This window comes from Pseudooceanicola sp. LIPI14-2-Ac024 (genome assembly GCF_042188925.1).
GTDB lineage: Bacteria > Pseudomonadota > Alphaproteobacteria > Rhodobacterales > Rhodobacteraceae > Pseudooceanicola.
In genome coordinates, this window is the sequence record NZ_CP170102.1 from 3,238,919 (window position 1) to 3,257,739 (window position 18,821).

15 protein-coding genes and 1 pseudogene are annotated in these 18,821 nt (G+C 69.2%); 10 read left to right on the forward strand and 6 right to left on the reverse strand.

Translation table 11 applies throughout. The features are described 5' to 3' along the window. Positions 1-61: 61 nt before the first annotated feature. Both ACE2AC_RS15945 and ACE2AC_RS15950 read right to left on the reverse strand, forming a co-directional pair. Complete coding sequence (locus tag ACE2AC_RS15945) at positions 62-1,333, reverse strand: PotD/PotF family extracellular solute-binding protein (RefSeq protein WP_375688419.1); 1,272 nt, start codon at positions 1,331-1,333, stop codon at positions 62-64. 55 nt (positions 1,334-1,388) lie between these two features. Further along, positions 1,389-2,360, reverse strand: coding sequence for an ABC transporter ATP-binding protein (locus tag ACE2AC_RS15950; protein ID WP_375688420.1), 972 nt, complete (start codon positions 2,358-2,360; stop codon positions 1,389-1,391). 249 nt (positions 2,361-2,609) lie between these two features. Between ACE2AC_RS15950 and ACE2AC_RS15955 the strand changes: the two genes are divergently transcribed. After that, positions 2,610-3,299: a GntR family transcriptional regulator gene (locus ACE2AC_RS15955; protein WP_375688421.1), complete on the forward strand. Its 690-nt coding sequence runs from the start codon at positions 2,610-2,612 to the stop codon at positions 3,297-3,299. After that, positions 3,296-4,117 carry a GNAT family N-acetyltransferase gene (locus ACE2AC_RS15960; protein WP_375688422.1) on the forward strand — a complete coding sequence of 274 codons (822 nt, stop codon included), beginning with the start codon at positions 3,296-3,298 and terminating at the stop codon, positions 4,115-4,117. Before ACE2AC_RS15955 ends, ACE2AC_RS15960 begins: the two co-directional genes overlap by 4 nt. Here the strand turns inward: ACE2AC_RS15960 and ACE2AC_RS15965 are convergent. Then, positions 4,114-4,875 carry a DeoR/GlpR family DNA-binding transcription regulator gene (locus ACE2AC_RS15965; protein WP_375688423.1) on the reverse strand — a complete coding sequence of 254 codons (762 nt, stop codon included), beginning with the start codon at positions 4,873-4,875 and terminating at the stop codon, positions 4,114-4,116. The two genes, ACE2AC_RS15960 and ACE2AC_RS15965, sit on opposite strands and share 4 nt — an antisense overlap. A 189-nt stretch (positions 4,876-5,064) precedes the next feature. On the opposite strand from ACE2AC_RS15965, the gene glpD (ACE2AC_RS15970) reads away from it, so the two are divergent. From glpD (ACE2AC_RS15970) to ACE2AC_RS16005, 8 genes are all read left to right on the forward strand, one after another. After that, entirely contained in the window at positions 5,065-6,654 is a 1,590-nt protein-coding gene (glpD, locus tag ACE2AC_RS15970) for a glycerol-3-phosphate dehydrogenase (RefSeq protein WP_375688424.1), read from the forward strand. A gap of 69 nt (positions 6,655-6,723) precedes the next feature. Beyond that, positions 6,724-8,208: a glycerol kinase GlpK gene (gene glpK, locus ACE2AC_RS15975; protein ID WP_375688425.1), complete on the forward strand. Its 1,485-nt coding sequence runs from the start codon at positions 6,724-6,726 to the stop codon at positions 8,206-8,208. 143 nt (positions 8,209-8,351) lie between these two features. Then, positions 8,352-10,061, forward strand: coding sequence for a glycerol-3-phosphate dehydrogenase (glpD, locus tag ACE2AC_RS15980; RefSeq protein ID WP_375688426.1), 1,710 nt, complete (start codon positions 8,352-8,354; stop codon positions 10,059-10,061). Positions 10,062-10,143: 82 nt separating this feature from the next. Further along, entirely contained in the window at positions 10,144-11,337 is a 1,194-nt protein-coding gene (locus ACE2AC_RS15985) for an MFS transporter (protein WP_375688427.1), read from the forward strand. A gap of 69 nt (positions 11,338-11,406) precedes the next feature. After that, positions 11,407-11,991 carry a VOC family protein gene (locus ACE2AC_RS15990; RefSeq protein ID WP_375688428.1) on the forward strand — a complete coding sequence of 195 codons (585 nt, stop codon included), beginning with the start codon at positions 11,407-11,409 and terminating at the stop codon, positions 11,989-11,991. Between the two features lie 147 nt (positions 11,992-12,138). Beyond that, positions 12,139-13,710, forward strand: coding sequence for a gamma-glutamyltransferase (locus ACE2AC_RS15995; RefSeq protein WP_375688429.1), 1,572 nt, complete (start codon positions 12,139-12,141; stop codon positions 13,708-13,710). 280 nt (positions 13,711-13,990) lie between these two features. Continuing rightward, positions 13,991-15,262, forward strand: coding sequence for a class I SAM-dependent methyltransferase (locus ACE2AC_RS16000; RefSeq protein WP_375688430.1), 1,272 nt, complete (start codon positions 13,991-13,993; stop codon positions 15,260-15,262). Positions 15,263-15,365: 103 nt separating this feature from the next. Further along, positions 15,366-16,274, forward strand: coding sequence for a TauD/TfdA dioxygenase family protein (locus ACE2AC_RS16005; protein ID WP_375688431.1), 909 nt, complete (start codon positions 15,366-15,368; stop codon positions 16,272-16,274). Between the two features lie 6 nt (positions 16,275-16,280). Here the strand turns inward: ACE2AC_RS16005 and ACE2AC_RS16010 are convergent, their stop codons facing one another. The 3 genes and pseudogenes from ACE2AC_RS16010 to ACE2AC_RS16020 all read right to left on the reverse strand — a co-directional run bounded on the left by ACE2AC_RS16010 (position 16,281) and on the right by ACE2AC_RS16020 (position 18,821). Next, positions 16,281-16,967 (reverse strand): molybdate ABC transporter substrate-binding protein, encoded by a 687-nt coding sequence (locus ACE2AC_RS16010; protein ID WP_375692123.1) that lies wholly within the window; start codon positions 16,965-16,967, stop codon positions 16,281-16,283. A 2-nt stretch (positions 16,968-16,969) separates the two neighbouring features. Then, positions 16,970-18,043 carry an Ldh family oxidoreductase gene (locus tag ACE2AC_RS16015; protein ID WP_375688432.1) on the reverse strand — a complete coding sequence of 358 codons (1,074 nt, stop codon included), beginning with the start codon at positions 18,041-18,043 and terminating at the stop codon, positions 16,970-16,972. Further along, positions 18,043-18,821: pseudogene (locus ACE2AC_RS16020) on the reverse strand (fumarylacetoacetate hydrolase family protein). Before ACE2AC_RS16020 ends, ACE2AC_RS16015 begins: the two are co-directional and overlap by 1 nt.

Consider the following 18,821-nt stretch of genomic DNA (forward strand, 5'->3'; position numbering starts at 1 on the left):
CTCCCTTCCCCTGGTTGCATATCCTCGGGGTGCGGGGCAGACAGCCCCCCGCTCCGTCACGTCAGGCCGCGATGAACTCGTTCCACTTGCGGACCATGTACTGGTTCTCGTCCATGACGGCGTTCCAGCAGGCGACCGCGCCCATGCGGGAATAGAAATCGCCGCCGTCCCGGACATCGCCGGCGCCGGCCAGCGTGTCGCCGGTCGGAGAGGTGATGACGTCGGTGGCTTCCTTGCCCTCGAACCAGTAGCCCCACTCGTTCTCGGTCATGAACTCCTTCGAGGTCTCGGGGACCGCCGAGTAGTAGCCCTGACGCATCAGGTAGCCGCCGACCCAGCCGGAGAGGTACCAGTTGATGTAGTCGTAGGCCGCGTCGAGCTCCATGCCCGAGAGCGACTTCGACAGGCCGATGCCGCCGCCCCAGGAGCGGTAGCCTTCCTTCAGCGGCTGGTAGACGCAGTCGATGCCGCGCGACTTGACCGCGGTGATCGCGGGCGACCACATCGACTGGATCACCACCTCGCCGGAGGCCATCAGGTTGACGCTCTCGTCGAAGGTCTTCCAGAAGGCGCGGAACTGGCCGTTCTTCTTGGCCTCGGTGAAGATCGCGATGGTCTTGTCGATCTCTTCGCGGGTCATGTTGCCCTTGTCGCCATAGGCGATCTCGCCCATGGCCTCGCAGACCATGGCCATGTCCATGATCCCGATCGACGAGATGTCGAGGATCGAGGCCTTGCCCTTGAACTCGGGGTTCAGCAGCTCGGTCCAGCTTTCGATCGGGCGGCCGATCAGGTCGGGGCGGATGCCGAGCGTGTCGGCGTTGTAGATCGTCGGGATCAGCGTCATCCAGCCGCTTTCCTCCTGCACGAACTCGGTCCCGCCGGGGCCTTCGACAAAGCCCACGGTGTGCGGTGCGGTGCCCTGGGCGATGGTCGAGTCCGGGGTCAGCTTGCCGTCCCGGAAGATGCCGACGATCTTGTCGTAGTTCTTGATCTTGGCGGTATCCATCGCCTGCAGGTTTCCGGTCGGCCAGACCTTCTTGCAGATCCAGTACTCGATGTCGGCGATGTCGAAGCTGTCGGGCTGGGTGGCGGCGCGCTGCGTGACGCTGTCGCTGTCGAGCGCGGTCATCTCGAGCGTGAAGCCGAGGTCTTCCTTCACCTTCTGCGCCACGTCGTTCAGGTTCGACACGCCGGTGCCGAACTGGCGCAGCACGATGTTCTTGGTGTCCTGCGCCCAGACCATCGGGGCCGGGAAGGCGCTGGCGGCGAGTGCCGCGCCGCCGGCCTTGAGCATCGCGCGGCGGCTGTATCCTGCTTTGGGTTTGGCCATTTCATCCTCTCTGTCGGTTGTCTTGGTGTTGGTTTTCGGTGGGGTCGTGTCGGCCTCAGGCCTGGAGGCGGTGCAGCCGCCCCTCGTCCCAGGCCAGATGCACGGCATCGCCCGGATTTTTCGGATCGTCGAAGAACGCGGCCTCGGGCACGTAGGCCAGGACTTCCTCCTCGCCCATCGTGGCGGTGACCGAGACGTGGTTGCCCTGGAACTCGACCGTGCGGACGGTCGCGGGCACGCCTTCGGGCGCCAGCCGCACGTCGTCGGCGCGCAGCGCCACGCGGGCGCCGTTCAGGGTCAGCACGTTGTGCCCGCCCATGAAGCGGGCGACGAATTCGGTGCGCGGCGCGGTGAAGACCTCGCGCGCGGGGCCGGCCTGTTCGATGACGGCGTTGTTCATCACCACGATCTCGTCGGCCAGCGCCAGCGCCTCGTCCTGGCCGTGGGTGACGTGCAGGAAGGTGATGCCAAGCTCGCGCTGCAGCCGCTTGAGCTCTGCCCGCACCCGGATGCGAAGGAAGGGGTCGAGCGCGGAGAGTGGTTCGTCCAGCAGCAGCACGCGCGGCTTGGTCACCAGAGCGCGGGCCAGGGCCACGCGCTGTTGCTGCCCGCCCGAAAGCTGCGCGGGCAGGCGGTTGGCCAGGTGGCCCATGTCGACGAGATCCAGCATCTCCTCGGCGGCCTTGTGGCGGGCGGCCTTCTCCTCTCCCTTCATGCGGAGCGAGAAGGCGACGTTGTCGCGGACGTTGAGATGCGGAAAGAGCGCGTAGCTCTGGAACATCATGGCGGTGCCGCGTTTCGCGGGGGCCAGGCCCGAGATGTCGTGCCCGTCGAGGAGGATCGAGCCCTCGGTCACCTCTTCATGGCCGGCGACCATGCGCAGCGTCGTCGACTTGCCGCAGCCCGAGGGCCCGAGGAGGCAGACGTAGCTGGCGTTCGGGAAGACGTGGCTGACGTCATCCACCGCCGTGGTGGTCCCGTAGCGCTTTGTCAGGTGCACGAGTTCGAGATCGTTTCCGGTGCGCATCGCAGGTGTCCCCTTGTCCGCCGTCGGGATCAGCCTGCGGGCAGGCGGGGTGCGGCGGGAAAGGGTTTCTGCCCGCCGGGCGGGGCAGACAGGCTCCGCCCAGCTTTTCAGCGGCCCGCCACGGGTGCTGCGCAATATTTCATCCAATCGTGTATACAATCGTGCGGCCAATCCGCGTGACGCGGCGCACGGCTTGAGAATCAGCGGGCCGGTCGGGAACATGGGCGCAACAGGACACGAGGTGAGAGCATGGCCGAGCAGCCCATGGCGGAGGATCGCAGCAGCGGGTCGGTCGCGGCGCGGCTGGCGCAGGCGATCCACGACCACCGGCTGACCCCGGGCATGAAGCTGAACGAGGACGAGGTCGGCGTGATCTACGGCGTGTCGCGCACCGTGGTCCGCGCCGCACTGCAGGAGCTGGCGCACAACCGCCTGGTCGAGCTGCGTCGCAACCGCGGCGCCTTTGTCGCGCAGCCCACCGTGAAGGAGGCGCGCGAGGTCTTCGAGGCGCGCGCCCTGCTCGAGCCGCGCACCGCGCGGTCGGCGGCGGAGCGCACGACGCCCGCCGACATCGCCCTGCTGCAGGCCCATATCGACGCCGAGCATGCCGCGCTGCACGCCGGCGAGACCGGGCGCGCCCTGCAGCTGTCGGGCCAGTTCCACGTCGAGATCGCGCGCATCGCCGACCAGCAGACCATCGCGGACATCGTGGCCCAGCTGATCGCGCGGTCGTCGCTGATCATCGCCCTCTACTGGCAGCGCCGGGCCGCGCTATGTGAGAGCCATGCCCATCACGCGCTGCTCAAGGCGCTCGAGGATCACGACGGTGCATTGGCCGAGGACCTGATGAAAAGTCACCTGCTGGATATTCTCACCTCGCTCGACCTGCGCGACCAAGCGTCGTCGCCCCGGTCGCTGGAAGAGGCGCTGCGGCCGTGATCCGTCGCGCGGACCTGAGCGAGGTCGAGCAGATGCTCGACTGGGCCGCGGCCGAGGGCTGGAACCCCGGGCGGGACGATGCGGCGGCCTTTCATGCCGCGGACCCGGAGGGGTTCTTTGTTGCCGAAGTCGAGGGCCGGCCGGTCGCGTGCATCTCGGTCGTGAACCATTCGCCGCATTTCGCCTTTCTCGGCTTCTACATCTGCGTGCCCGAGATGCGGGGGCGTGGCCTCGGCCTCGACCTCTGGCGGATGGCGATCGCCCATGCCGGGGACCGGACCGTCGGCCTCGATGGCGTGCCCGCGCAGGAGATGAACTATGTGCGGTCGGGTTTCGGCCGGACCGGCGCGACCCTGCGCATGGCGGGGCCGGCGCTGCCGGAGGGCGGCGGGGTCCGGGCGGCGGAGGCCGGTGATTTCACCGGCATGGCGCGGCTGGATGCGGCGGCCAACGGGGTGACCCGGCCGGCGTTCCTGCGCGCCTGGCTGGCTGACACCGCGACCCGGCGAACGGTGGTGCTGCCCGGCGCGGACGGGATTGCGGGCCTGGCCACCGCGCGGCTCTGCCGCGAGGGCTGCAAGGTCGGGCCGGTGATCGCGCCGGGAGAAGATGCCGCGCTGGCGCTGGCCGGGGCGGCCGCGGCGGCGCTGGAGGCCGACAAGGTCATCATAGACGTGCCGGACAGCCAGCAAGGGATGCTGGCGCGGCTGCGCGGGCTGGGGTTCGAGGAGACGTTCGGCACCGCGCGGATGTATCGCGGCACGCCGCCCGCGGGTGACGGCACGCTCTTTGCCATTGCGACGATGGAACTGGGCTAGCCCGCGACGACCACCTCGGTCCCCCAGTCGCGGCACCGGGCGGCCAGCGTGTCGTCCAGCGCCCGGTCGGTGAAGAGCGCGTCAACCTCGGCGAGCGAGGCGATGCGCGCGGGGGCGCTGCGGGCGAATTTCGAATGATCGGCGACCAGGAAGGTCCGGCGCGACTGGCGCAGGATGGCCTGGCTGACGCCGACCTCCTGCACGTCGTAATCCAGCAGGTCGCCGTCGCCGTCGAGACCGGAACAGCCGATCACCGCCAGGTCGAACTTGAACTGGCGGATCGTCTCGGTCGCGAGCGGGCCGACGAGGCCGCCGTCGGCGCGGCGCAGGCTGCCGCCGGTGACGAAGATCTCGCACTGGGCGTTGGCGGCCAGGATGTTCGCGACGTTCATGTTGTTGGTCACCACCATGAGGTCGCGGTGCCGGGTCAGGGCGCGGGCGACCGCCTCGGTGCTGGTGCCGATGTTGAGGAAGATCGAACAGCCCTCGGGGATGCGGGCGGCGCAGGCGCGGGCGATGGCCTCTTTTGCTCCGGGGTTCAGGGCGCGCCGTTCCTCGTAGCCGATGTTGCTGGTGCCCGATGGCAGGACCGCGCCGCCGTGCACCCGGTCGAGGCGCCCGGACTCGGCCAGGTCGGTCAGGTCGCGGCGGATGGTCTGGAGCGTGACGCCGAAACGGTCGGCCAGGTCCTCGACCGTGACCTTGCCCTCGCGGCGGGCGATTTCGAGGATCTCGGGCAGGCGGAAGGTCTGGGCCATGGTACTTTCGTTTTCGTTCGCGGGAGGGTCGCAGGTTTGCAGGCCGGGGGCAAGATGGGCTGTTTCGGGTCTTGCATTGCCGCGTATGGGTGTGATTTTCGACAAAAGCGAACACAAACGAAAATGAACGATTGCCCGTTGCGGTGCGTTCTGGGATAGAGACCCCGTCACCAGAGCAGGAATCGACCCGTGTCCGAGCACCCCGAGGCGACCGATCTTTTCATCATCGGCGGCGGCATCAACGGCTGCGGCATCGCCCGCGATGCGGCGGGGCGGGGGCTATCGGTGACGCTGGCCGAGATGGGCGACCTCGCCTCGGCGACCTCCTCGGCCTCGACCAAGCTGTTCCATGGCGGGCTGCGGTATCTGGAGTATTTCGAACTGCGGCTGGTGCGCGAGGCGCTGATCGAACGCGAGGTGCTGCTGAAGGCGATGCCGCATATCTCGTGGCCGATGCGGTTCGTGCTGCCCTACCACGACGGGATGCGGTTCGACGGCACCGCCCCGGCGGCGCGGTTGCTGGCGACGCTCTTTCCCTGGCTGAAGGGGCGGCGGCCGGCCTGGATGATCCGGGCGGGGCTGATGCTGTACGACCACCTTGGCGGGCGGAAGCTGCTGCCGCCGGCGCGGTCGCTGGCTCTTCATGGCACACCCGAGGGCGCGGCGTTGAAGGCGGAGTTCGAGACCGCCTTTGAATACTCCGACTGCTGGGTCGAGGATTCCCGCCTCGTCGTGCTGAACGCCCGCGACGCGGCGGCGCGCGGAGCCGAGATCCTGACCCGAACACGGGTGATTTTGGCGAAACCGGCGGACGACGGCTGGCGGATCGAGCTGGAGGATGCCGAAACCGGCGCGCGGTCGGTCCGCCGTGCCCGGATGCTGGTGAACGCGGCGGGCCCGTGGGTGGGCGAGGTGCTGGCCGACCGGGTGCACGCGCCGTCGCGCGACCGGGTGCGGCTGGTGCGCGGCTCGCACATCGTGACCCGGCGGCTCTATGACCACGACAAGTGCTATTTCCTGCAGGGCACCGACGGGCGGATCATCTTTGCCATTCCCTACGAACAGGATTTCACCCTGATCGGGACCACGGATGCCGATCACCCCGATCCCGACACCAAGCCGGTCTGCACGCCGGAGGAACGGCGCTATCTTCTCGACTTCGCCAACCGCTACTTCGCGCGCGCGATCACCGAGGACGACATCGTCTGGACCTACTCCGGCGTGCGGCCGCTGCACGACGACGGGGCGCAGAATGCCTCGGCCGCGACGCGGGACTACGTGCTGAAGCTGGATCGCAGCGCCGGGGCGCCGGTTCTGAACGTCTTTGGCGGCAAGATCACCACCTACCGGCGGCTGGCGGAGCATGCGCTGGAGAAGATCGGCGGCGTGTTCGACGACCTGCCGGGCGCGTGGACGGCGGGTGTGGCGCTGCCGGGTGGCGACTTCCCGGTGGACGGGGTGCAGGCGCTGGTCGACGCGCTGCGGCGCGATTTCCCCTTTCTCAGTGACAGATGGGCGATGCGGCTGGTCCGCGCCTACGGCACAGAGGCGCGCGAGGTGCTGGGGGCGGCGGCGACGGCGGACGACCTCGGACGCGGCTTCGGGGCGACCCTGACCGAGGCCGAGGTGACCTGGCTGATCGACCGCGAACATGCCCGCAGCGCCGAGGATGTCGCCTGGCGGCGGAGCAAGCTCGGGCTGCGGATGAGCGCGGAGGAGATCGCCGCGCTGGATGCCTGGATGGCGGCACGCCGGAGCACGCGGGACGCGGCGGAGTAGCCGGTATTTGACAAGCGCGCGGCGGCGGGGCGGAATGCCGGCCAAGCGCCGCATCCGAGGGAGGGGACCATGCGCCATATCCTGGCCATCGATCAGGGCACCACGTCCAGCCGGGCGATCCTCTTCGACGAGGCGCTGAAGGTCGTCGCCATCGCGCAGGAGGAGTTCCGCCAGCATTTCCCGGCCAGCGGCTGGGTGGAACACGCGCCGCTCGACCTCTGGACGACCACCGCCTCGACCTGCCGGGCGGTGATGGAGCAGGCCGGCGTCCGCGCCCGCGACATCGCCGGGATCGGCATCACCAACCAGCGCGAGACGACGGTGGTCTGGGACCGGGCGACCGGCAAGGCGATCCACCGCGCGATCGTCTGGCAGGACCGCCGCACCGCGCCCCTCTGCCGGGAGCTGAAGGAGGCCGGGCACGAAGGGGCGGTGACCGAGGCGACGGGCCTGCTGCTCGACCCCTATTTCTCGGGCACCAAGGTCGCGTGGATCCTCGACCATGTCGACGGCGCGCGGGCGCGGGCCGAGGCGGGGGAGCTGGCCTTCGGCACCGTCGACAGCTGGCTGATCTGGAACCTGACCGGGGGCGAGGTGCACGCGACCGATGCCACCAACGCGGCGCGGACGATGCTCTACGACATCCGCCACGGCCATTGGTCCGAAGAGATGTGCGACCTGCTGCGCGTGCCGATGGCGATGCTGCCCGAGGTGCACGACTGCGCCGCCGATTTCGGCACCGCGCGGGCGGATGTCTTCGGTGAGGGGATCCCGATCCTGGGCGTGGCGGGGGACCAGCAGGCGGCCACCATCGGCCAGGCGTGTTTCCGGCCCGGCATGATGAAATCGACCTACGGCACCGGGTGCTTTGCCCTGCTGAACACGGGCGAGACGCCGGTGATGTCGAAGAACCGGCTGCTGACCACCATCGCCTACCAGTTCGACGGAAAGCCGACCTATGCGCTGGAAGGATCGATCTTCATCGCCGGCGCGGTGGTGCAGTGGTTGCGCGACGGGCTCAAGATGATCCGCTCGGCCGACGAGACGCAGCCCCTGGCCGAACGCGCGGACGATGGCCAGAACGTGGTGCTGGTGCCGGCCTTCACCGGGCTCGGCGCGCCCTACTGGAACGCCGAGTGCCGGGGCGCGATCTTTGGCCTGACGCGGAACACCGGCCCCGAGGAGATCGCCCGCGCGGCGCTGGAATCCGTGGGCTACCAGACCCGCGACCTGCTGGACGCGATGCGCGCCGACTGGGGCGGGCAGGGCGACACGGCGTTGCGGGTCGACGGCGGGATGAGCGCGTCGGACTGGGCGATGCAGTTCCTGTCGGACATCCTGGGCGCGCAGGTCGACCGGCCCGAGGTGCTCGAGACCACGGCGCTTGGCGCGGCGTGGCTGGCCGGGCAGCGGGCCGGGATTTATCCCGACATGGCCGGCTTTGCCGAGGGCTGGGCGCTGGAGCGGAGCTTTGCGCCTGCCATGGCCGAGGATGCGCGGTCCGGGAAATACGCGGCGTGGAAGCGGGCGGTGGCGGCGGCGCAGGCCTTCTGATCGCGCGGGGTTGGCCCCGGAACGGCCTGAATTCCCCGGGAAAAGTGTGACATCGCGCCAGTTTCCATCAAATCTGGCCTTAAATTGCCACAATGCTCTGGTCTCGTCCCTTGGCAACGAGAGGCAGCGCCCGAGGGCCGAGCATGGACGATCTGGCAGACATCTTCATCATCGGTGGCGGCATCAACGGATGCGCCATTGCGCGGGATGCGGCGGGCCGGGGCCTGACTGTCCGGCTGGCCGAGATGGGCGATCTCGGCTCGGGCGCGTCGGGCAACACCACCAAGCTGGCCCATGGCGGGCTGCGCCACATGGAGCGGTTCGAGTTTTCCCGCATCCGCGAGGCGGCGGCCGAGCGCGACATCCTGATGCGCATCGCGCCGCACCTCTGCCGGCCGATGCGCTTCGTCGTGCCCTTTGACAAGGACATGCGGATCGAGAACGACACCCCGGCCTCGCGCCTGCTGCGGGTCGTGCTGCCCTGGCTGGGCGGCCGCCGCCCGGCCTGGCTCATCCGGATGGGCCTGGGGCTTTACGCACACCTGGGCCGGAACGACCTGATGGCGGGCGTGACGCCGCTGGACCTGACCGGCAGCGCGCCCGGCCTGCCGCTGCAGGACCGGCTGTCGCGCGGCTGGGAATATTCCGACGCCTGGGTCGACGACGCGCGGCTGGTGATCGCCAACGCCCGCGACGCCGAGGCGCGCGGGGCCAAGATCATGCCGCGCACCCTGGTGCTGTCGGCCAAGCGCCGCGACGACCTGTGGGAGATCGAGGTCGAGGACCGCCACGGCGTGGTGTCGACCTACCGCGCCCGGGCGCTGGTGAACGCCGCCGGGCCCTGGGCTGGCAAGGTGCAGTCCGGCGCGACCGGGCACGGCAACGGCGCGGGTCTGGTGCGCGGGGCCCACGTGGTGGTGCCCGCGCTCTTCGGGCACGACCGGGGCTACTACCTGCAGGCCAAGGACGGGCGCTATATCTTCGTGCTGCCCTACGAGGCCGGGTACACCCTGATCGGCACCACCTATGTCGAACATCCCGACCCGGACGCGCCGGCCTTCGGCACCAAGAGCGAACTGGGGTTCCTGCTGGAATTCGCCAGCCGCTACTTCCGCCGCAAGGTGTCGATCGACGATGTGGTCTGGAGTTATGCCGGCGTCCGCTCGGCCCCGCCGGAAGAGGCGGATTCCTCGACCACCGCGTCGCGCGACTGCGCTATGCTGCTGGACGATGCCGACGGCGTGCCGATGCTGAGTGTCTATTCCGGCCGCCTGACGACCTACCGCAAGCAGGCCGAGGACGCGCTGAGCAAGCTTGGCAAGTATTTTCCCGACCTGCCCGTCAGCTGGACCGCCAACGTGCCGCTGCCGGGGGGCGACCTGCCGTTCGACGGGACCGGGCGGCTGGCGGTGCAACTGGCGACGGAATACCCCTTTCTCGGGCCCGACTGGGCGCGGCGGATGGCACGGGCCTACGGCACCGAGGCGCGGCAGATCCTGGGCGAGGCCAAGGAGGCCTCGGACCTGGGGCGCGATTTCGGCCAGACCCTGACCGAACGCGAGCTCGACTGGCTGATGGAGCGTGAATACGCGCTGACCGCGGACGACGTGATCTGGCGGCGGACCAAGCTGGGCCTTCGGATGGAGAAGCACGAGGTCAACGCGCTGGACAGCTACATGACCGCATGGCGCAACGGCGTGCCGGAGGACGCGGCGGCCGAGGCCGGTGCCGAGGACGCGGCGGCCGGGGACCAGCCCGAGACCGTGGCCGAAGAGACACCCGCCGCCGCCCCCGCGCCCGCGCGCGAGGTCGAGACCGCGGGCGGGGTTGCAGCCGCCGGAGCCCGGACCTAGCATCGCCCGGCGCCGCGTGGCGCCGGAGCCTGCATGCCTTTCCTGCCCCTGACCGACCCGACCCGTTCCGCCGGCGTGACCAATGCCGGCTGATCCCGCCTCCGTGCCCCGCTGGCGGGTCATCTCGGCGCTCGGGGTGGTGCAGATCCTCGCATGGGGCAGTTCCTATTACCTGATCGCCGTGATCTCGGCCCCGATACAGGCCGAAACCGGCTGGTCCGCGGGGCTGGTGACGGGCGGCATCTCGATCGGGTTGCTGTGTTCGGGCCTGTCCGCAGTGGTGGTCGGGCGGCTGATCGAGGCCTTCGGCGGGCGCAAGATCATGGCCACGGGGATGGCGCTGCTGGCCTCGGGGCTGGTGCTGATGTCGCTGGCGCAGGCGCCGGTCCTCTACCTGGCCGCCTGGGCGGTGATGGGCATGGGCATGGCGGCCTCGCTCTACGACGCGGCCTTTGCCACGCTGGGGCGGATCTATGGGGCCGACGCGCGGTCCGCGATCACCGCGCTGACGCTCTGGGGCGGGTTCGCCAGCACGATCTGCTGGCCGCTCTCGGCCTTTCTGGTGGAACAGATCGGCTGGCGCGGGACTTGCCTGACCTATGCCGGGCTGCACCTGTTTGTCACCGCGCCGATCTGCCTTTTCGGCCTGCCGCGCGGAAAGCCACGCCCCAAGCCCGAGGCCGGGGATGCACCGCGCGACGCTTCGGTCCTGCGCGACTACCGGTTCTGGCTGATCGCGCTGGCGATGACGATGACGGCGGGGATCGCGGCGTTCTGGTCGGTGCACCTGATCTCGATCATGACCGCCGAGGGGCTGAGCCTTGCGGCCGCCGTCGCGCTTGGCACCGTGATCGGCCCGGCGCAGGTCGGCGCGCGGCTGTTCGAGATGGCCGGGCGCGGGCGGCACCACCCGACCTGGACCGGGGTGACCTATTCGGTCTGCGGCGTGGCGGGCTTTGCCATGCTGTGGCTGGGCTGGCCCGCCACGCTGGCCTTCATCGCCTATGGCGCGGGCAACGGGCTCTGGTCGATCGCGCGCGGGTCCATGCCGCTCGCCATCTTCGGGGTGGATCGCTATGCCCGCACGGTCGGGATGCTGGCGATGCCGGTGTTCGCCGCCTCGGCCGTGTTCCCACTGGCCGGGGCCGCCGCGATCGACCGTTTCGGCACCGCCTGGGCCGTCCCGGGATCGCTGCTGCTGGCGCTGATCCCCTTCGGCGCGGCGCTGATCCTGCTGCGGGATCACCTGCGCGGACGCGCGACCCCTGTGCGCTGAGGCCGGATTGGACGCAGCGGGCGGCCCTCTATATCGTCCCCGACACGCGGCGATTGAGAGGACGAGGCCATGCGGAAACTTCAGGTTCAGGGCGTGCACCACATCACGCTGACCGGCGCCGACCGGCAGAACTCCATCGACTTCTGGGAAGGCGTGCTGGGGATGCCGTTCATCTTCGACCAGCCGAACCTCGACAATCCGGACGAGGGTCACCTTTACTTCGATCCGGGCGACGGGCGGCTGATCACCATCTTCACCAATGAAAAGCGTACGCCGGTGCACGGACGGACGCCGACCGATCCGGGCTGTGTCCACCACATCGCCTTCAACGTCAGCCACGCGACCTTTTCGCAGGTGGTCGAACGGCTGGACGAACGCGGCATCCGGCATTCCGGGGTGAAGGACCGGGGCTTCATGGACTCGATCTACTTCAAGGACCCGCTGGGCCTGCTGATCGAGCTGGCGAGCTACCGGTTCGAGCCGCCGCGCGGGTCGTCCCATGCCGAGGTGATGATCGAGGCGCACCGCATCCGCGTCGCCGCCGGGGATTACAACATCCAGGAAAAGCACCTCGCGGATGCGATCGAGATGATCGTGGCGCGGTCGCAGCAGACGCTGTCGGCCAGCCGGGCACCGGCGGACCCTTACCGGTAGGGGTGTTCGCCTGATCCGGGGGGGCTGCACCAGGGATGTCCAGCCCGGCCCGGGGTGGGCCGCCCGCCCCCCACCGGTCATTTCCTGCCGCCCCCTTGCCTCTCGCCCGCAACATGCCGAACATCGCGCGGCACGAAGGAGGCGCTGATGATCCCGAATTTCTCGACCAACCAGGTGATCCGCAAACCGGTGACCCAGACCGAAGGCGGCGTCGTCGCCACCCAGCACAGCAAGGGCGCCCGTGCCGGGGCCGAGGTGCTGAAGGCCGGCGGCAATGCCATCGACGCGGCGGTGGCCACGGCCTTTGCCATGGGCGTGGTCGAACCCTGGATGAGCGGGCCGGGCGGCGGCGGCGGGATGGTCTATTACGACGCCAAGACCGGCGAGACCCACGCGCTGAATTTCGGCATGCGCTCGCCCGCGGCGCTCGACGTGGCGGATTACCCGCTGTCAGGCAAGGGCGTGGCCTCGGACCTCTTCCCCTGGCCCAACGTGGTCGACGACCGGAACCTGCGCGGCGGCACCGCGGTGGCGGTGCCCGGCATGGTCGCGGGCGCGGCGGCGGCGCACGAGCGTTTTGGCACGATGCCCTGGGCCGACCTGCTGGCCCCGGCGCAGGCGCTGGCGAGGGACGGGATACTGGTCGACTGGTACGCCTCGCTCCTCATCGCGTCCTCGGCGCGCAACATCGGCACCGACCCGGACCTTGCCGCGATGTTCCTGCAGGACCGCGTCTATGCCCCGGTGGCGGGCTGGACCGCGACCGGGCTGCCGGTGATCGCGATGGACGGGATGGCCGACACGCTGGCCACCCTCGCGGCGGACGGGGCCGGGGCTTACTACGAGGGCGACATCGGCGCGGCCATCGTGGCTGACGTGCAGGGCAAGGGCGGCAGCCTGTCGCGCGACGACCTGGCCCAATACGAGGCCGTGTGGGAAGCGCCCTATGCCTTCACCCGGGGCGATGCACGGTTCTCGGTCCTGCCGGGGCTGACCGCAGGGCCCACCATGGCCGACATGTTCGCCCGCCTGCCGGAGCCGGGCGCGAACGGCAGCCCGGACGCCGCCGGGTGGAAGGCCATCGCCGACGCGCTGCACGGCGCCTATGCCCACCGGATCGCCACCATGGGTCACGACGGCGAAAGCCCGAAACAGCCCGCCTGCACCACCCATTTCTCGGTTGTGGACCGCGACGGGAACATGGTGGCCTGGACCCAGACCCTGCTGTCGATCTTCGGCGCCTGCACCCTGTCGCAGTCGACCGGCATGATGATGAACAACGGCATCATGTGGTTCGATCCGGAGCAGGGCAAACCGAACTCCCTCGCGGCTGGCAGGCCCTGCCTGATGAACGTCTGCCCGGCCATCGCGGTGACGCCTGACGGCGGCTATGCCTTCGGCGCCTCGGGCGGACGCAAGATCATGGGCGCGGTGGCGCAGCTGGCGCATTTCGTCACCGACCGCGGCATGACCCTGGAAGAGGCGTTCCACCATCCGCGCATGGACCTCTCGACCTCTACCCTCGTTGCGGACGACACCATCCCGACCGAGGCGCTGGCCGTGCTCGAGGCCGCCTACAAGGTCGAAACCCGGCCGCGGCACGTCTACCCGCTGAACTGGGCCTGCCCGAGCGGCGTGATGCGGCGCAACGGCCGGAACGCCGGCTGCACCGAGATCACGACCCCCTGGGGCGACGCGTTCCGCGAAGATCAACTGTGAGGTGACGGGCGCGGGCGGCCCGCGTGCCGCCCCCCCGCCGAGGCCGAATTTTGGGCAGCCTCCGCGCGCCCGGTCGATACGTGCCGGGCGCATCTTTACAATGCCATGATCGTGCTACATAAATTAGTTAACGCTAGGTTAACTGTACCGAGTTGATCCCCGGCCGCGCCGGATGCCCGAGGGGCCCGCGCCGTGCCTGAAAATGCCGGGGCAGCCGAGCCGGAACAAGGCCGCAAGCCGCGACTTTGGCTGCTTCGATGACAGCAGGAAAGATGCGGACATGCGTGCCATCGCTCGTAGGAAATTCCAGGTCTTGATCGACGGGCTGGTCCAGCGCGGGACGCTGGTGGTGGACCTGCCCGATGGCGCGCGGCTGCGCGCGGGCGACGGCAGCGGGCCGCCGGTCCATGTCCGGATCGACAGCTGGTCGACGGTGGTCCGGCTGGTGCTGAACCCCGAAACCGGCGTGGGCGAGGCGTTCACCGCAGGCCACCTCGTGATGATCGAGGGCCGTGTCTACGACCTGCTCGATCTCGTGTTCCGCAACCTCGGCGCCGAAGAGGTCAAGGGCCTGTCGCGGGTATCGCGCGGGGCGTTGCGGATGGCGCTGAAGGTCAACGGCTACAACTCGCCCGCCCGGTCCAAGGCGAATGTGGCGCATCACTACGACCTTGACGGGCGGCTCTACGCGCTCTTCCTCGACAGCGACCGGCAGTATTCCTGCGCCTATTTCGAAACGCCCGGGGCCACGCTGGAAGAGGCGCAGCTGGCCAAGAAGCGGCACCTGGCGGCCAAGATGGACCTGCGGCCGGGGCAGCGGGTGCTCGACATCGGGTCGGGCTGGGGTGGGCTGGCGCTTTACCTTGCGCGGGTGGCGGGGGTGTCGGTGCATGGGGTGACCCTGTCCGAGGAACAACTGGCCGTGTCGCGCGACCGTGCGCAGGCGGCGGGGCTGACCGACCGGGTGCAGTTCGACCTGCAGGATTACCGCGCGCTCGACCGGCGGTTCGACCGCATCGTCTCGGTCGGGATGTTCGAGCACGTCGGGCGGCAGAGCTACGGTGAGTTCTTCGAGACGGCGGCGAAGCTGCTGGCCGACGACGGCGTGATGATGCTGCACTACATCGGCCGCGCCACCGAACCGTTCGAGACCAACGGCTGGATCCTCAGGAACATCTTCCCCGGCGGCTACATGCCGTCGCTGTCCGAGGTGCTGCCGGTGATCGAGAAGGCCGGGCTGATCGTCACCGATGTCGAGGTCCTGCGCCTGCACTATGCCGAGACCCTGCGCGCCTGGCGCGAGCGTTTCCTGTCGCGGCGGGACGAGGCGGTGGCGCTTTACGACGAACGCTTTGCGCGGATGTGGGAATTCTACCTTTCGGCGGCCGAGACCGGGTTCCGCTACCAGGGGCTGGTGATCCACCAGATCCAGCTGGCGCGGTCGCAGACCGCGGTGCCGCTGACCCGAGACTACATCGCCGCCGCCGAGGCCGAGCTGCGCCACCGCGAGGCCGACCGGGGGCTGGCCGAACCGAAACTCGCCGCCGAGTGAACCGACGGGATCATCACGTCCGTGATGCCGGTGGCGCCGCGCTTTGGCGTTTTCGGATATGATGTCATAACCTCTCCAGCAGAAACGCATCGGGGAGGAGACCATGCGCATTGAACCGACCGGGGCGATCATGGGCGCCATCGGGACCGAGGTGGACCTGTCGCAGCCGCTGACCGACGCCGATTTCGGCGACATTGTCGCCGCGCTTGGCCGGCACGGGGTGATCTGTTTCCCGCAGCAGGCGCTGGACGCGCAGAGCCTCAAGGCCTTTTCCGAGAAGTTCGGCGGGCTGCAGGTGTCGGTGAGCGGGCAGTACACCCATCCCGAGCAGCCCGAGGTGATGATCCTTTCCAACATCAAGGAGGACGGGAAGCCCATCGGCCTCGCCGATGCCGGGCAGGACTGGCACACCGACATGAGCTACATGGACGTGATCGGCTTCGTGAACGTGCTCTTTGCCGAAGCCGTGCCGCATCGCGACGGGAAACCGCTGGGGGCGACGGTGTTCGCCAACATGCGGGCGGCCTACCTCGACCTGCCGGACGAGATGAAGACGCGGCTGAAGGATGCGATCTGCGTCCATGACTTCAACAAGTTCTGGGAAAACATGCGGGCCCGTCCCGGCAGCGAACGCCCGCCGCTCAGCCCCGAGGCGCGGGCCAAGCGGCCGCCGGTGCGCCACCCGCTGTTCCTGACCCACCCGATCACCGGGGAGGAGATCCTCTATGCCAACCCCGGATATGCCGATCACATCGAGGGCATGGACCGGTCCGAGAGCGACGAGATCCTGGAGTTCCTGTTCCGGCACCAGCTGCAGCCGAAGTACCAGTACGTGCACAACTGGGCCAAGGGCGACGTGCTGATCTGGGACCACATCGGCACCCTGCACACGGCCCGCGCGGATTACACCGCCGAGGAGCCGCGCAAGATGCTGCGCTGCCAGGTCTATGCCGACCGCATCTTCGAGCCCGCGTTCGTGCAGGCGGCGCTGCGCCACGCCCGCGCCGCCTGAGGTGCGTCAGTCCAGTTCGAACCGCATGGCCCCGTGCCGCTTCAGCACGGGGTCGTTCTGTTTCGCGCGCAGGAAGTTCAGGAAATCATGCGCGGCGTCGCGGTCCTTGCCGGTGGTGGTGAGGGCCATCGCCACGTCGATGTCGGTGCCGAGCCGTGAGGGAAATACCCCGATCGGGTTCAGGGCCTCCGTCTCGAGCACGACCGAAAGCGGCGCGGCGGCCAGGTCGACCTTGCCCGCGGCGGCGTTCCGCGCCGGTTCGCCGGCGTTCATCGGCAGCAGGCGGTTTTCGACCTCGTCCCGGATGCCCAGTTCCTCGAGCGCGGCCAGGAACTTGATCCCGCTGGTGCCCTCGGAGGTGTAGGCGATGCTCTCGGCCTCGGACAAGAGACCGCGCAGCTCGACCTCGGTGCAGAGCGGCGCCTGCATCTCGATCCGCTGCCCGAGGGCGAGGGGCACGCGCGCGAAGGCGCGGATGCTGTCGCTTGCCACCGCGCCGGTTTCCGCCAGCTCGCGCAGGAAGCGCTCGTTGGTGATGGCGATGTCCGGGGTCGCGCCTTCGTGGATCTGCTGGGCGACCGCCGGGTTCAGCGCGAAGTCGAGCGCCATCGGTGTCCTGCGCGTCTCTTCGTAGGTCTGCGCCAGTTCGGACACGAGGTTGCGGACGGCGATGCCGGCCAGGACATGAAGCACGCTCAAGCAGGCTCTCCCAGGTACCAGGCGGCGCCGCTCTCTGCGGCGATCGCGCGCAGCTTGGCCAGCAGGCCGGGCGCGACCGGGATGCCGTCGCGGCGGCGGCGTTCGGCATGGGCGCGTTCCGGATCGCCCGCCACCATCACCGGCTGGCCCGGATCGGCCGGGCGCGTGCCGCGCAGCGCGTCGCAGAAGGCGGCGACATCGGCGCGGAAATCGTCGACCAGGCGAAAGACGCCGGGATTGATGGCGAGGAAGAAGTGACCGATGTCCATGCCCTGCGGCTTCTTCGTGTGCTGCGGATCGGTGATGAGTGTAGCACCCGACAGGCAGGATGACAGGATATTCACCATCGCCGAGAGGCCGTAGCCCTTGTAGCTCGACCCGTCGAGCGTGCCGCCCAGGCTGGTGAGGTAGCCGCCCTTGTCGCGCGCCTCGGTCGGGTCGGTCGAGGGCTGGCCGTCACGGGTCAGCAGCCAGCGGGGCGGGCAGGGCAGGCCTTCGTTTTCCTTGTTGCGGATGCGGCCCGCGGCGACGGTGGTGGTCGCCATGTCCAACAGGAAGGGCCGCCCCGGTTCGCCCGGCGCCGCAAAGGCAAGCGGGTCGGTGCCAAGCCGCGCCTGCGCGCCGCCCGCGGGCGCCACCTGGATGCCCGAGGCCGAGGTGGTGACAAAGCCGATCATGCCCGCCTCGGCCGCCATGTTGGCGTAGAAGCCGCAGGCGCCGAAATGGGCCGAGTTGCGCACCGCCGCCATGCCGATCCCGGCATGACCGGCCTTGGCCATCGCCTGCTCCATCGCCAGCCGCGCGGCCGGGTGGCCCAGCCCGCCGTCGCCGTCGACGACGACATGCACCGGCCCGTCCGCCACGATGCGGGGCATGGCGTCCATCCGCACCCGGCGGTCCTTGACCCGGCGGTCATAGACCGTGAGCATCGAGATGCCGTGGCTGTCGATGCCGTGCAGGTCGGTCCAGGCCATCACCTCGGCGGTCTGGTCGGCGATCTCGTCCGCCATGCCCCACGCGGCCAGGATGGCAGCAATCTGGTCGCGGTGCGTGTCGAATTCGGCGCTCATCATGTCTCCTTGGTCAGTCGGTTGCGCAGGGTGCCGATGCCGGTGATCTCGACCTCGACCTCGTCGCCGGGGTTCAGGTCGGGCGAAGACCCCTCGGTCCCCATCCAGATCACGTCACCGGGCCACAGGGTCATGTAGCGCGACATGGTCGAAATGAAGGTGGCGACCCCAAAGAGCATCTCGTCGGTCTTGAAGCGGATCGTCTGTTGGCCGTTCACCCGGACGGTCGTGTGCATGTCCTCGGGCCGCACCTCGGTGTCGATCCACGGCCCCATCGGTTTGAAGGTGTCGCTGTTCTTGGCCCGCCAGAGGGTGCGGTCGCTCTTTTGCCAGTTCCGTTCGCTGACGTCGTTGCCGATGGTGTAGCCCAGCACGTGGTCCAGCGCCTCGCCCTCCGAGACCAGCCGCGTCTTGCGGCCGATCACGGCGACGACCTCGCCCTCGTAGTGCACCTTGGTCGCGCCGGGGGGATCACGATGTCCTCGCCATGGGCGATCAGGGCGTTGTTGGCGCGGTAGCCGACGTCGGGCTGGGTGGGCAGGTTCGGCACCACGCCGTTGCGATCTGCGGCTTCCTGGATGTGGCGGGCGTAGTTCAGCCCGACGCAGTAGAAGGTCGGCGGGACGACCGGCACCAGCAGCTTAACATCCGCCAGCGGATAGGTCCGCAGGGTCCGGTCGTAGCGGCCGAAGGGCGTGCCATTGACGGCGGTGACCTCCTCGCCCTCGACAAGGGCGTAGGTGGGCACGCCGTCTTCCTCGATCCTGCACCAGCGCAT